Raw genomic sequence first — 13,292 nt, 5'->3', positions numbered from 1 at the left:
ATTAACTACAGCGGATACGGGCAACGGCGTTTTTCCAACCGTCATAGGCCTTGTCACGCTCTTCTTTTGAAAGCCGAGGAGTGAAAATACTGTCACTTTTCCAGCACTCGGTAAGGGAATCAACAGAGGTAAATACACCAGCTTGAAGGCCAGCAAGGAATGCGGCGCCAAGTGCGGTGGTTTCAGTAATTTCGGGGCGTTCAACTTCTGCGCCTAATATGTCAGACAAGAAACCCATTACCCAATCGTTTCGAGACATGCCGCCATCTACGCGGATAGTGGTTGGCCGTGCGCCATCACTTTCCATGGCTTTCTGTAAGTCTTTGGTTTGATAACATACTGATTGCAAGCCCGCGGCAACAATTTCGCTTATGCCGGTGTCTCGAGTTAGGCCCAAAATCGCACCTCGCGCATCGGGATCCCAATAAGGAGCGCCTAGTCCGGTAAAGGCTGGCACAAGAAAAACACCGTTATCTTGTCGCGCTCTTTGCGCCAACGCTTCGGTTTCGGAAGCATCGTCAATCAGTTTCAAGCCATCACGTAACCACTGCACCGTAGCGCCGGCCATGAAAATACTACCTTCAAGGGCGTAAGTGGTTTTTCCGTTTAACCTATAACCTACGGTAGTTAACAAGCGGTTCTTAGATTGAAGAGGCTTGTCGCCTGTATTCAAAATCATGAAACAACCCGTACCATAAGTACTTTTTGCCATGCCTTTCTGGAAGCAGGCTTGGCCAACAAGCGTAGCCTGCTGATCGCCGGCTACACCTTGAATAGGGATAGCACAGCCCAAAATATCTTTGCTTACAACACCAAATTCATCAGCACAGTCCATGACCTCAGGAAGCATGGCTTTAGGGATATTAAAGGTATCGAGTAATCGTTCGTCCCAACACTGAGTATTAATGTCGAACAACATGGTACGAGAAGCGTTAGTGGCATCGGTCTTATGTGATTCGCCGTTGGTCAAACGCCAAATTAAGAAGGTGTCCACTGTACCAAAAAGCAATTCACCGGCTTCGGCTTGCGCTCTTGCACCTTCTACATTGTCTAAGATCCACGCTAGTTTGGTGGCCGAAAAATAAGGGTCAAGCAGTAGCCCCGTAGATTCAGTAATATGCGCCACTAAACTTTCATCGTCGTCGAGTTCGCGACATTGCTGCGAGGTACGTCTGTCTTGCCAAACAATAGCCGGGTACACAGGCTTGCCGGTGTTTTTATTCCAAACTAAGGTTGTTTCGCGTTGATTGGTAATACCTATAGAGGCTATATCTTCAGGTGATACAGAGCACTTATCGAATACTTGCTTCATGGTAGTGGTTACGCTTTCCCAAATTTCTTCTGGATCGTGTTCCACCCAACCATCTTGTGGGTATTTTTGAGAAAACTCTTGTTGTGCAACAGCTACGATAGCGCCGTCCGCTGCAAAGATAATGCTACGTGAACTCGTGGTTCCTTGGTCTATGGCAAGAATATATTGGCCCATGACACGTCTCCTGAACATAATTTGGTAAGAGTTTGCACCATTTACACCAGTTTAACAATGCTATATTTTCGAAAACGAACATTTCAGTGTTCGAATTACCGTAGGCAGGCAAAGGTGAACCACGTATAATAGCTAAATCGCCACAAGGAATGACCCAATGAACCAAACGCAAAGACACGAAAAAATTGTTAGCTTTATCAAACAAAATGGCTTCATGTCTATTGACGACTTGGTTACTCGTTGTGATGTTACCCCCCAAACTATTCGTCGCGATCTAAACCAGCTCGCCGAGGCAGGTATTGTTAGTCGATACCATGGGGGCGCTGGACTTAATCGAAGTTGGGAAAATACGCCTTATCAAGAACGCAAAACACAAAACAGTGAAGTAAAAGAAAGAATTGCTGAGGCAGTGGCTAGCATGATCCCCGACGGGGCTTCATTATTTATAAACATAGGCACGACGACTGAAATGATAGCAAGCAAGTTACTTAATCATAAAAACTTGCACGTGGTAACGAATAACATTCATGTCGCGACCATTCTTTCTGCTAAAGAAGACTTCTCAGTTATTATCGCTGCGGGCGAAGTACGTTACCGAGATGGCGGTATTATTGGGGAAGCAACCTGCGACTTCATCAGCCAGTTTCGTATGGATTACGGCATTATAGGTATCAGTGGAATTAGCGCTGATGGTGCACTGCTCGATTTTGATTTTAGGGAAGTAAAGGTATCACAAGCGATATTAGAGCATACCCAGCACGTTATTCTTGCAGCAGATTATAGTAAGTTTGAACGAAGAGCTATGGTAGAGCAGGGGCATATTTCTCAGGTTGATTGCCTGGTATGCGATCAAACACCGCCCCCTGCTATTCGAAAAATTATTGATGAAAACAACATCAGTTTCATTAAGGCGTAAACGGCCAACTTATAACCTTAGTAGTCACTTATCAGTTTACTATCTACTTCCAAAACAGCATGCTGCCCAGCATTGTTGTAACGGCGCGCCATCCTTGTTACCCATGTATTAACTGCTATGGTTAAGTAAGCTTACGGCTATGCATAACAGTAGGCATACCTAATACCTGCAAAAGCTGTATATCAAACTTTTATCTGAAAAGATGGGGCTATGCATAACAGTAGGCATACCTAATACCTGCAAAAGCTATACATCAAACTTTTATCTGAAACCATGGGGCTATGTTGAACCAGTGCTTTAATTGCGTAGGTTAAAAATGAGCAATAATGTTCGTTAATATTCGTTTTGTGTTGACATGTTTTCTTTTTGGTTGTCAAATAGCCAGCATGCTAGTGAAGCCGAAAGGGGCGAGAACATGAATCAAAATACAAATAGTACACAAACCGTTGACGTTTTAGTGGTTGGCGGCGGTGTAAATGGTGCCGGAGTAGCATTAGATGCAGCCGGCCGCGGACTTTCGGTAGCACTATGTGAAAAAGGCGATCTTGCAGGTGCAACGTCTTCCTCTAGCAGCAAGTTAATACATGGTGGTTTACGCTATTTAGAGCATTATGAGTTCCGCCTTGTGAAAGAAGCGCTCGCTGAGCGTGAAGTGCTATTGGAAAAAGCCCCACATATCATGTGGCCTTTACGTTTTCGTTTACCTCATCAAAAGCATCTTCGTCCCGCATGGATGATTCGAATTGGCCTGTTTATGTACGATTCACTAGCCAAACGTAATGTATTACCGCGCTCAAAGAAAATGTCTACGTCACCGACAGGCCCCTTGGTGAATGATATTACAACGTGTTTTGAGTACTCAGATGGTTGGGTAGATGATGCTCGTTTAGTGGTATTGAATGCGTTAGCAGCGCAAGATAAAGGTGCTAGCATCTATACCCGCACTGAATGTATTAGTGCCGAGAAGCAAGACAAGTTATGGAAAGTGACTTTAAAAGACGCATTAGGGAAAACGTTTACAATCAATGCCAAGGCTGTGGTTAACGCTGCTGGGCCATGGGCTGTTTCATTCCTAGATAGACTTGCCGACACTAAAAACCCAAATGCGATGCGTATGGTGAAGGGCAGTCATTTTATTGTGCCTAAATTGTACGACACAGAAGAAGCTTATATTCTTCAAAATAAAGACGGCCGTATTGTTTTTGTTATTCCTTACGAAGATGACTTTTCACTCGTTGGTACTACCGATGAGAACTATGTTGGTGAGCCATCGCAAGCCGCTATTTCTGAAGCTGAAACTGAATATCTTATTGATGTTGTTAATACGTATTTTAAAACCAAAATTGACGAAAGTGATATTGTTCATAGCTACAGTGGCGTGCGCCCATTACTTGAAGAAAAAAATGCGTCTGCGCAAGAGTTAACGCGCGATTATAAAGTAGAGCTAAGCGGCACTGAGTCTTCGCCAATATTGCTTAATATTTTCGGTGGAAAAATTACTACTTACAGAAAATTGTCTGAGCATGCAGTAGATAAGTTAACTAGCCTGTTTCCAAAGGCAGGTAAAGCGTGGACCAAAAATGTAGCGCTTCCGGGTGGCGCTTTCACCAATAAAGCAGATTTAATTAAACAGCTACAACAAGACTACCCATGGTTACCTGAATCGGTAGGGGTTCGCTATGCGCGTCAATACGGCATGTTGTGCGTTAAGTTTCTTGAAGGAAAAGCAGATTTAGGCAGCATGGGTGAGAACTTTGGTGCCGACATGTACCAAGCAGAAGTGGACTACCTTATTGATCACGAATGGGCAATGTCTCTTGAAGACGTCATTTGGCGCCGAACTAAGCATGGTTTACGTTTAAGCCAGAGCGAGCAAACCAACTTAGAAAGCTATATAACGACTCAAGTGTCTAAAAGTGTCGATATGCAGCAATCTGCGTAGATATTCAATATAGAATCTTAAAAAGCCCGTATCTTTATTTCACAAAGTGCGGGCTTTTTTATGTCCAAAATACTTAACTACAGCGATATAGTTGGTCTACTGGTTTTAAAGCTATTCATATAGAGGAAGATAGGATGAAGGAAATAATTCTAATTCGGCACGGAAAGCCGTTGTCTGCTCACAACAATAAATTAAGTGCGGGTGAATTTACCAATTGGGTTCGCCAGTACAATCAGTCACCTTTAGACAGCGCCCATTACCCAAATGAAAAGCGCGAATTTGCCGCGCATCACATCATTGCTAGCCCGCTTAAAAGAGCGCAGCTCTCGGCGAACTATTATATGGGCGAGCCCGCAGTTGACGTTATTCCCGAATTAAAAGAAATGGATATACCCTACTACAGGCTACCGCTAAGATTAAAAGCGTGGCATTGGGTTTTATTAAACAGGCTAATGTGGATTTGCGGGAAAGCGGGGCGGTTTGAGTCTTTCGTTGAGGCTAAAAATCGCGTGGGTAAAGCGGCAAAGGAACTCGAAAAGAAAGCCGAACAGCACGCTCAAATTGTTGTGTTTGGACACGGCATGAGTAATCGTTATATTCGCATTCTTCTGGCTAAAAGAGGCTGGGAAATAACGGAGAAAAATAACGGTTATTGGGGTGTGACGCGTTTAATAAAAAATTGAAATATTCTTAAAAATAAACAACTTTCGTCTACTGGTGCTATTGTTATTACTTTGTTGTAATAACACAATTATTCATGGTCAAAGATTTTACGATGCACATTGGATGGCGCCAATACCTAAAGCAGAAATTTAGACGTGTTCCCAAGCACCATGTGCTCGGCGTTTCTGTAGACGCTGAGTCTGTATCCTTCTGCATCGTAAAGCGTGAGCAAGATTCAATAGTTTTAGTTGACGAAGAAACGGTAACACCAGAAAAATGGGGTGAAAAGCTTCATACTTGGCTAAAGGAAAAAAACCTTCTTGGTATTTCAACGTGCGTGTGTATGTCTCACAGTTGGTACAACGCGTTACAACTAGACCGGCCAAATGTTGAGGACAACGAAGTTCACGGCGCACTGCAATGGTCTGTTGCCGAAATATTGGGTAGCGACAAAGCCTATGTATTTGATTATGTCGATTTGCCCGTGCCTCTTGCAGGCACTAACAAGGTAAACGTATTCGCGTTACCTCGCTCTGTCATTGCTGATGTTGTCAGCCATATCCAATTTGCCGATGTCACTTTAAAAGAAATCACGACTGCTGAATTAGCGCTATGCGAGCTCATGCCGTCAATGGAAAGCGCCACCGTACTGTTAACACAAGAAGCCGGTGAAGAAGTGGTTTTAAATGTGGTTAAAGATGGAAACCTTTATTCTTCTCGGCGGTTAAAAGGTTTTGAAAATATTGGCTCGTTTTCCCAAGAAGAATTGGAAATGGGACTGCTTGATAATTTGGGTGTGCAAATTCAACGTTCTATGGACCACTTTGAAAGTCAGTTGCGCCAACCGCCCATCCGGTCGGTTTTATTTCGGTTAGACTCCCCGCATTCTACTACGCTTAAGATGCAGCTCAGTCAGTTAATTCCGGCACAAATCGACCAGTTAATTTCGCCTATTCAAGTTAGCGAAGACATTGATGTTTATCGGCTGAACTTGGTGAGCTTAAGTGCTGCGTTTTGTGCACTGGTTCCACAACCTATAGCACCTCCTACTATGAGTACTACAGGAGAGCTGAAATGAGACAGCGGATTAACCTCTATTGGCCAGAGTTTAAACCGGAGTTTCGCTGGTTGAACGTAGGCACAATGCTCGTAGTGTGGTTACTTACATTGCTGATAGTCGTGCTAGTTACCATGAGGTTGAGCGCGACGGTTCAAAAACAAAGTGCAGTGTTAAACCAAGCGCAAGAGCGAACTATCCAGCTTGATGAAGAGTTAGCCATGGCGAAATCTCAATTAGCTGAACGAAAGCCATCACAAGTTTTATCTGAAGAACACGAAACGTTAAACCTTTCGGTCAGCCAAAAAACATTACTTATAGAAGAATTGAGTGGGCAAGAAACTCGAGAGCAGGCGCCATTTTACCAAGCCTTAAATGGTTTTGCCGATGTTGCAGACGGTTCTCTATGGTTAACGCGATTTGTAGTGCGCAGTGAGCGATTGTCATTATATGGCAAAGTAAACGACCCAGGTGCGCTGCCAGCGTGGTTAAAACGACTAGGAAACGCTACCTACTTTGAAGAAAAAGAATTTGAAGTCATTAAATTAAGCCGTGATATCAACAAGGATGGCAATCCAAATGGCGTGTTGTCGTTTGAGTTACTCAGTGAGCCAGCTGATGAAGACGTTGAGGTGGCACCAGAATGAGCAAAGATAGCTTGAACAGTAAACTGGCCGCCATGAGCCCTCGAGAACTCATCATGCTCTTCGTCGCGGGCTTAGTGGTGATAGTACTTGTTGGTTTCACGTTTTTCATCGAACCACTTTGGAAAAAGTCGCAATCGATTCAAAGAAGGCTTGCGTCTGAAGCCACGCAAACCTCTTCGTTAAGCCAGCAATTGCAAATTTATCTCGAAGCGCTAGAAGAGGATCCCGACAAGGCCTTGATATCAAGCATTGCAGAATTAGAAGAAAAAGATGCGATATTGGAACGGCGATTTAGAGATGAACTTAAAACCCTAGTCACCCCTGATGAAATGCCAGCGTTGGTTAGTCGTATGTTTGATGATGCACAACAAGTGCGCTTGGAATCTATGGCAACTATTGCGCCTGTTAATATATTTGCAGGGCGTGAAGACTTATCGGCGCTTACGCTTTATCGACACGGCCTAACCTTAACGTTCAGCGGTAGCTATTTTGATATCAGAGACTTTCTTCAACGTGCTCAAAAAGAAAATATAAAGCTTTATTGGGAAGCGATGGATTACCAAGTCAGCGATTACCCTAACGGAAAAGTGACAATAGAGTTTTATACCGTTAGCACGCAAAGGACATTTATCCGTGTTTAAACTAATACTAACAATAGTGCTCACTTTTAGCTCATTTTTGTTGTTTGCACAGCAAGACCCAACTCGTCCTGGGAATACCAAAATGACAGGCATTGGTGCTACGCAGCAAGGGGAGTTTTCCTTAAGCGCCATCATGTATTCTGCGCAAAGTAAGCATGCCATTATTAATAATAAAGTGGTCAGGGAAGGGGATGATATCGCCGACGGCAAAGTAGAAAGCATCACTAAGAATACCGTAGTAATTTTGAAAAACCGTTATGCCAAGCCTGTACGAACTGTATTGTCTCTCGCGCCAATAACAACAATTAAAAAAAATGTATCAGAGGATCTGTAAAATGGGCAAGTTACCCCGTCTGTTTGGAGTATTAAGCATATCTTTAGCGATGGCCGGTTGTCAGAGTACATCAGAGCCTCAGCAGCAGCTTGTGTCAAAAGTTGAACAAAACTTACAAGAACAAATTGATGCAGAAAAAGCGCGTAAATCTTCACAACTAAATACCCCAGTGCCCATTCCCTCTGCGGTATCAGCTGCATTGGCAGCACCCGAAAGTGTGTCTTCAACTAACAGCTTGTTCGGCCCACAACGTTTCGACGTTAACGCGCAAAGTGTGCCTATCAGCGCCTTTTTCGCAGGCTTGGTTGAAGGTACGCCTTACAGTGTTGCTATTCATCCGCAAGTAACTGGGTCGGTATCGCTGCAACTCAAGCAAGTTACAATAGATGAAGTTATGTCACTACTCAGTGACTTATATGGCTATGACATTGCGCGCTCAGGAACGGTGTTTAAAGTGCGCGCTGCAGGTATGCGTACTGAAACCTTTGCTGTGAATTACCTCTACATGCAGCGAAACGGGGCAACTCAAACCAGTATTACCTCCGGCGGTGTAACGCAAAATAATAATCAAAATAACAACAATGGTTCTTCTTCGGGCTCGTACAGTGGCAACTTCAGCAGTTCCGAAAGCTACGGAAGTCAAAACAACAGCAATACTAACGGCACAACGATAAACACTCGCACTGAAACCGACTTTTGGGCCGACTTGAAGGTTAGTCTTGAAGCTATGGTAGGTAAGGAAAACGGCCGTGCTGTATTTGTTACTCCGCAAGCAAGCTTAGTTACTGTGCGGGCTATGCCTGATGAATTGTCTGATATACGCCGCTTTTTGAAGACCTCAGAAGCGAACTTAACTAAGCAAGTTATTTTGGAAGCCCGTATTTTAGAAGTTGAACTGAATGACGGTTATCAGCAGGGTATTAATTGGAATGAAATATTGGCCAACACCGGCAATACAGACTTTTCACTTTCAACCACTGCTGGCACGTTAGGCAATGACATCAGCGCTACTTTGGGTGGCGTGACAAGCCTCGCTTTTTTGAACAAAGACTTCTCAGGCGTGCTGTCATTACTGTCTACTCAAGGGAATGTACAAGTACTTTCTAGCCCCCGGGTGACCGCTATTAATAATCAAAAAGCGGTTATAAAAGTAGGTGACGATGAATATTTTGTCACTGATGTGTCAAGCGACAGCACGGTAACCAGCACTACAACGTCTATATCACCGGATATTGAACTTACCCCCTTTTTCTCGGGCATTGCACTAGATGTAACACCGCAAATTGATGACAAAGGCACGGTACTATTGCATGTTCACCCATCGGTGATTGAAACTGCTGAGCAGCAAAAAGTTGTGACTATGGATGATGAGCAAATTGTATTGCCATTGGCACAAAGCACCATTCGAGAGTCAGACACTATAATTCGTGCTGGTTCTGGCGAAATTGTGGTGATAGGTGGCTTAATGCAAACCAGTCAAACCGATGTGGTATCAAAAACGCCATTACTGGGTGACATTCCCTTGTTTGGTGAATTGTTCAAAAATCGCCAAGTTAGCGAAACAAAAAAAGAACTTATTATTTTACTCAAACCCACTGTTGTAGGACACGACACGTTCGAACAGCAACTTGAAACCAGTCGCCAAAATATGGTTGATTGGTTGTATGTGGATTAAGTATGTATTTGTATCATTTTGGCATTAGAGAGCTACCTTTTACTTTAACGCCACATACCAGTTTTTTTTATGGCCTACCCAGTCATATTGAAGCCAGTGAGGTGTTACTCACTGCGCTTAAATCTGGTGAGGGCTTTATCAAAGTGACTGGTGAAGTCGGTACAGGCAAAACCCTTATTTGCCGGAAATTTCTTAATGAATTGCCCGCGCATTTTCAATCAGCCTATATTCCTAACCCTCTTTTAAGCCCAGACGAGTTGCGCCGTGCAGTGGCAAGTGAGTTAGGAGTAGATATAGGGCAAACCTGCGATCAGCAGCGTTTCACCCAATGTATTCAAGAGCGACTTATCGATATTAATGCCCAGCATCGCAGTGCTGTTTTGGTGATTGATGAAGCGCAAGCGTTACCGGTAGAAAGTATTGAAGCACTTCGGTTGATGACTAACTTAGAGACAGAAAGCCGTAAATTATTGCAGGTGGTGTTATTTGGGCAACCAGAGCTCAATCAAAAGCTTTCAATGCCGGAGCTGCGGCAGTTAAAGCAGCGCATTACATTCAGTTATTCGTTATCGCACATGGATACCGACCAAATATACCATTATGTAAAACATCGTTTAGTGGTAGCAGGGCACACAGGAGAAGAGGTATTCGACTTAGCGTGTTGCCGATTAATGTTTATGGCTACGAAGGGGACGCCAAGACTGGTCAACGTACTGTGTCATAAGGCCATGATGCTGGCGTATGGCGAAGGCAAGTACAACGTGGATGTATCGCATATTAAGTTGGCTATTGCTGACACCGAAGCCACTACATTGCCTTGGTACGCTTCTTTTGCCCTGTGGCCTTCTTTGGTAGCGGCCGGTGTGGTGGTTTCGGTTACCCTTGCCAGTGTACTCGAGTTTGGAGGCATGGCATGAGTGTTGTGAATAAAATGCTGAAAGATCTAGAAGCTCGCGAAGGCGTTGAACAACCGCAAGCTCGATACGAGCCCCCACAAAAAAAGTCAGTAAGTGCGCTTACTATCGTTGTGTTTTTGTTAGTTATCGTCACCATCGCGTTAGCTGTGTGGGTGCTGCTTAACCCCGCGCCATCGGTTTCATCTGCGGTGTTGCCCTCTGAATCAATGCCGATAACAGATACAAACGAAGTGTCATTAACCGAACCAAGCCCCGCTATATTGCCGACTTCTCTGACAGCAAGTGCTCAACCAAGTACTGAATCTGCCGAAAAAGAAAGAGCTGAAAAAGAAACTGCTGAAAAAGTAAGTGCTGAAAAAGTAAGTGCTGAAAAAGGAAGTGTTGAAGCTAGCCTCTCGCAAAACGACGACACGAATACGCCGCAGAATTTATCAAAACCGATGCAGGCGTCTGCCCAAGTAGCACAGGATACCTCTTCAGAAAAGGCGACAGCCACCGAGGGTGAATACTTAAAAAGCCCAAGCTCGCGTGCTGCTTCTGATGCAAGCATTAACCCTACTTCCAACCCAGACAACAGCCCTACTGGCATCTTTGTAGCGAAGACTGTATCAAAGTCGGTAGACAGCCTAAAAACAGCCGAGTCTGCACCAGTGCCACGTTTTTCAAAGCAGATTGATAACAATAAAAACGCCCCTGCGATAGACGAGCAGGTGCGCTTGGCTCTTGATAATAACGACTACAACACAGCCATCAGGTTAATGCAGCAGAAAGCGCAAAGCCATCCAACCGATATTAGTGTTAAGAAGAAGCTAGCGTCCTTGCTATTTGCCAGCGGCCAGGTAGAACAAGCCCAGGCCTTACTACAAGGTATGCTTGTGAATTCACCGGATGATCACAGTGTTCGCCTTATGTTGTCGCGGTTGTATGTGAAACAAGGGCTAACAACGTTAGCGATAGAAAACGCGAACGGGGCTGTTTCTTCACCCCGCAACCCACTGTCTGTAGAGTTACTTAGTTTTAGAGCGAATTTACTGCAGCAACATGGCGAGTTCGACAAGTCACTTAATGATTATTTAGTGCTAACTAAGCGGCGACCTCTCGAGCCAAAATGGTGGTTAGGTGCTGCGATAAGTGCTGACAGTTTGCATCAATCTGCACTGGCGTTTCACGCGTTCTCCCAAGTAGTAAAGATTGATACGCAGCAGACCCTATCACCAAATGTACATCATTATGCGCAAGAGCGCATGGCTAGGCTTCGGGAAGTAGTAAAATGAATAAACCTAGAGTTCGCCTTGGCGACCTTCTTGTTCAGCATAATTTGATTAGTGCTGATGAGCTAATGACGGCATTGTCTGAGCAAAAGAGTACGGGCCGCAAGTTAGGTGCTACGCTAATTTCGATGGGGTTGGTGACTGAACACCAAATGCTTGAATTGTTATCTCGGCATTTAAATGTTCCGCTTATCGATATCGATCAATACCGCGTAAATCAACAAGCTGTGCTGCTTTTACCTGAAATTCAAGCTAGGCGATATCGCGCACTCGTTATTGATGATAAGGGTGACAGCCTGCTAGTTGCCATGTCAGATCCCGCCGATTTAACCGCGGTAGATCATCTTTCAGAAACGTTAAACAGACAAATTGAACTTGCCGTAGTTAGCGAGCAACAGCTGTTCACCGCTTACGATACTTTTTATCGAAAAACCCAAGAAATTGCGAGTTTTGCCCAAGAACTAGCAGAAGAATACGATACTGAAGATAACTTTAATATAGAACTTGGTGGTGCGGGCGATCAAGACACAACAGTCGCCCGTTTGCTACAATCTATTTTTGAAGATGCCGTGATAGCAAAAGCGTCTGATATTCATATAGAACCTGATGAAAATCAGTTGAGAATACGACAGCGGGTAGATGGGGTTTTACAAGAAACTGTGATACCCGAGAAAAGTATAGCGGCCGCGTTAGTGTTGCGTTTAAAGCTAATGGCGGGGTTAGATATTTCCGAAAAGCGGCTACCGCAAGATGGCCGTACTCAAATTAAAGTTAAAGGGCACAAAATAGACGTGCGTTTGTCCACCATGCCAGTGCAAGGTGGTGAGTCTGTGGTCATGCGTTTGCTTGATCAGTCCGCAGGAATACTGACCCTTGAACAAACCGGCATGCCTTCAGCACAGTTAACCCGCTTTAGAAATTTGTTACGACGCCCTCATGGGATGATTTTGGTTACCGGGCCTACAGGTTCGGGTAAAACGACCACTTTGTATGGTGCATTAAGCGAATTAAATACGGCAAAGTCGAAAATTATTACCGTAGAAGATCCGGTGGAATACCGCTTACCGCGCATTAATCAGGTTCAAGTGAATCCTAAAATAAACCTGACTTTTTCAAATGTACTTAGAACCACACTACGACAAGACCCCGACATTATTATGGTGGGGGAAATGCGTGATCAAGAAACGGTAGAAATTGGGCTTCGTGGCGCATTAACCGGTCACTTAGTACTATCGACACTGCATACCAATGACGCTATATCTAGTGTAGTGCGCTTACTCGATATGGGCGCGCCAGGTTACTTGGTGGCAAGTTCTCTTCGAGGCATTATTGCTCAGCGCTTGGTACGCCGAATTTGTGATAATTGCACCACCTCTTATACGCCAACGGATGATGAAAAGGTGTGGTTGAACGGTATTGATGAAAATGCCGCAGACGTTGCCTTTAAACAAGGGCGTGGCTGTCAGAAATGTAATCAAACAGGATACAGAGGGCGAATTGGGGTTTTTGAGTTACTCGAAATGACTGAAAACATGATGAATTATTTAAAATCCAGTGATATCCAAGGCTTTAGTGATGCCGCGACTAAAAGCACAGGCTATCGCTCTTTGCCTCAATCTGCTCTGACTTATGCAAAAATGGGCGTAACCAGTGTAGAAGAGGTGTTAAAACTGGTTGAGATGGTAGCCCAAGATGCTCCCTCCTCTGAAATCACTGACGACACAACAGTGCAATAAGGCAATG

Annotated in this window: 12 protein-coding genes; 11 read left to right on the top strand and 1 reads right to left on the bottom strand. The window is 44.3% G+C overall.

Going from position 1 to position 13,292, the window contains the following annotated elements; all coding sequences use genetic code 11:
- Position 1 precedes the first annotated feature (1 nt).
- Positions 2-1,486, bottom strand: coding sequence for a glycerol kinase GlpK (glpK, locus tag AMBT_RS16980; protein WP_013785875.1), 1,485 nt, complete (start codon positions 1,484-1,486; stop codon positions 2-4).
- Between the two features lie 157 nt (positions 1,487-1,643).
- Between glpK and AMBT_RS16975 the strand changes: the two genes are divergently transcribed.
- The 11 genes from AMBT_RS16975 to AMBT_RS16925 all read left to right on the top strand — a co-directional run bounded on the left by AMBT_RS16975 (position 1,644) and on the right by AMBT_RS16925 (position 13,285).
- Positions 1,644-2,402: a DeoR/GlpR family transcriptional regulator gene (locus tag AMBT_RS16975; RefSeq protein ID WP_013785874.1), complete on the top strand. Its 759-nt coding sequence runs from the start codon at positions 1,644-1,646 to the stop codon at positions 2,400-2,402.
- Positions 2,403-2,817: 415 nt separating this feature from the next.
- On the top strand, positions 2,818-4,344 hold the full coding sequence (glpD, locus tag AMBT_RS16970; protein ID WP_013785873.1) for a glycerol-3-phosphate dehydrogenase: 1,527 nt from the start codon (positions 2,818-2,820) through the stop codon (positions 4,342-4,344).
- Positions 4,345-4,478: 134 nt separating this feature from the next.
- A complete protein-coding gene (locus AMBT_RS16965) occupies positions 4,479-5,027 on the top strand; it encodes a histidine phosphatase family protein (RefSeq protein WP_013785872.1) in 549 nt (182 codons plus the stop codon).
- A 92-nt stretch (positions 5,028-5,119) separates the two neighbouring features.
- Positions 5,120-6,085, top strand: a complete 966-nt coding sequence (locus AMBT_RS16960; protein WP_013785871.1) for a hypothetical protein — start codon at positions 5,120-5,122, stop codon at positions 6,083-6,085.
- A complete protein-coding gene (locus AMBT_RS16955) occupies positions 6,082-6,711 on the top strand; it encodes a PilN family protein (protein WP_013785870.1) in 630 nt (209 codons plus the stop codon). The genes AMBT_RS16960 and AMBT_RS16955 overlap by 4 nt, the downstream gene beginning before the upstream one ends.
- Positions 6,708-7,352: a type II secretion system protein M gene (gene gspM, locus AMBT_RS16950; RefSeq protein WP_013785869.1), complete on the top strand. Its 645-nt coding sequence runs from the start codon at positions 6,708-6,710 to the stop codon at positions 7,350-7,352. Before AMBT_RS16955 ends, gspM begins: the two co-directional genes overlap by 4 nt.
- Positions 7,345-7,686 (top strand): hypothetical protein, encoded by a 342-nt coding sequence (locus AMBT_RS16945; RefSeq protein ID WP_013785868.1) that lies wholly within the window; start codon positions 7,345-7,347, stop codon positions 7,684-7,686. The genes gspM and AMBT_RS16945 overlap by 8 nt, the downstream gene beginning before the upstream one ends.
- A 1-nt stretch (position 7,687) precedes the next feature.
- Positions 7,688-9,361, top strand: a complete 1,674-nt coding sequence (mshL, locus tag AMBT_RS16940; protein ID WP_013785867.1) for a pilus (MSHA type) biogenesis protein MshL — start codon at positions 7,688-7,690, stop codon at positions 9,359-9,361.
- Positions 9,362-9,363: 2 nt separating this feature from the next.
- A complete protein-coding gene (locus tag AMBT_RS16935; RefSeq protein WP_013785866.1) occupies positions 9,364-10,278 on the top strand; it encodes an ExeA family protein in 915 nt (304 codons plus the stop codon).
- Complete coding sequence (locus tag AMBT_RS16930) at positions 10,275-11,552, top strand: tetratricopeptide repeat protein (protein WP_013785865.1); 1,278 nt, start codon at positions 10,275-10,277, stop codon at positions 11,550-11,552. Before AMBT_RS16935 ends, AMBT_RS16930 begins: the two co-directional genes overlap by 4 nt.
- On the top strand, positions 11,549-13,285 hold the full coding sequence (locus AMBT_RS16925) for a GspE/PulE family protein (protein ID WP_013785864.1): 1,737 nt from the start codon (positions 11,549-11,551) through the stop codon (positions 13,283-13,285). The genes AMBT_RS16930 and AMBT_RS16925 overlap by 4 nt, the downstream gene beginning before the upstream one ends.
- Positions 13,286-13,292: the final 7 nt, after the last annotated feature.

Source organism: Alteromonas naphthalenivorans (assembly GCF_000213655.1).
GTDB lineage: Bacteria > Pseudomonadota > Gammaproteobacteria > Enterobacterales > Alteromonadaceae > Alteromonas > Alteromonas naphthalenivorans.
Note: the sequence above shows the minus strand (reverse complement) of the source record. Positions and strands in the feature narration are given on the sequence as shown.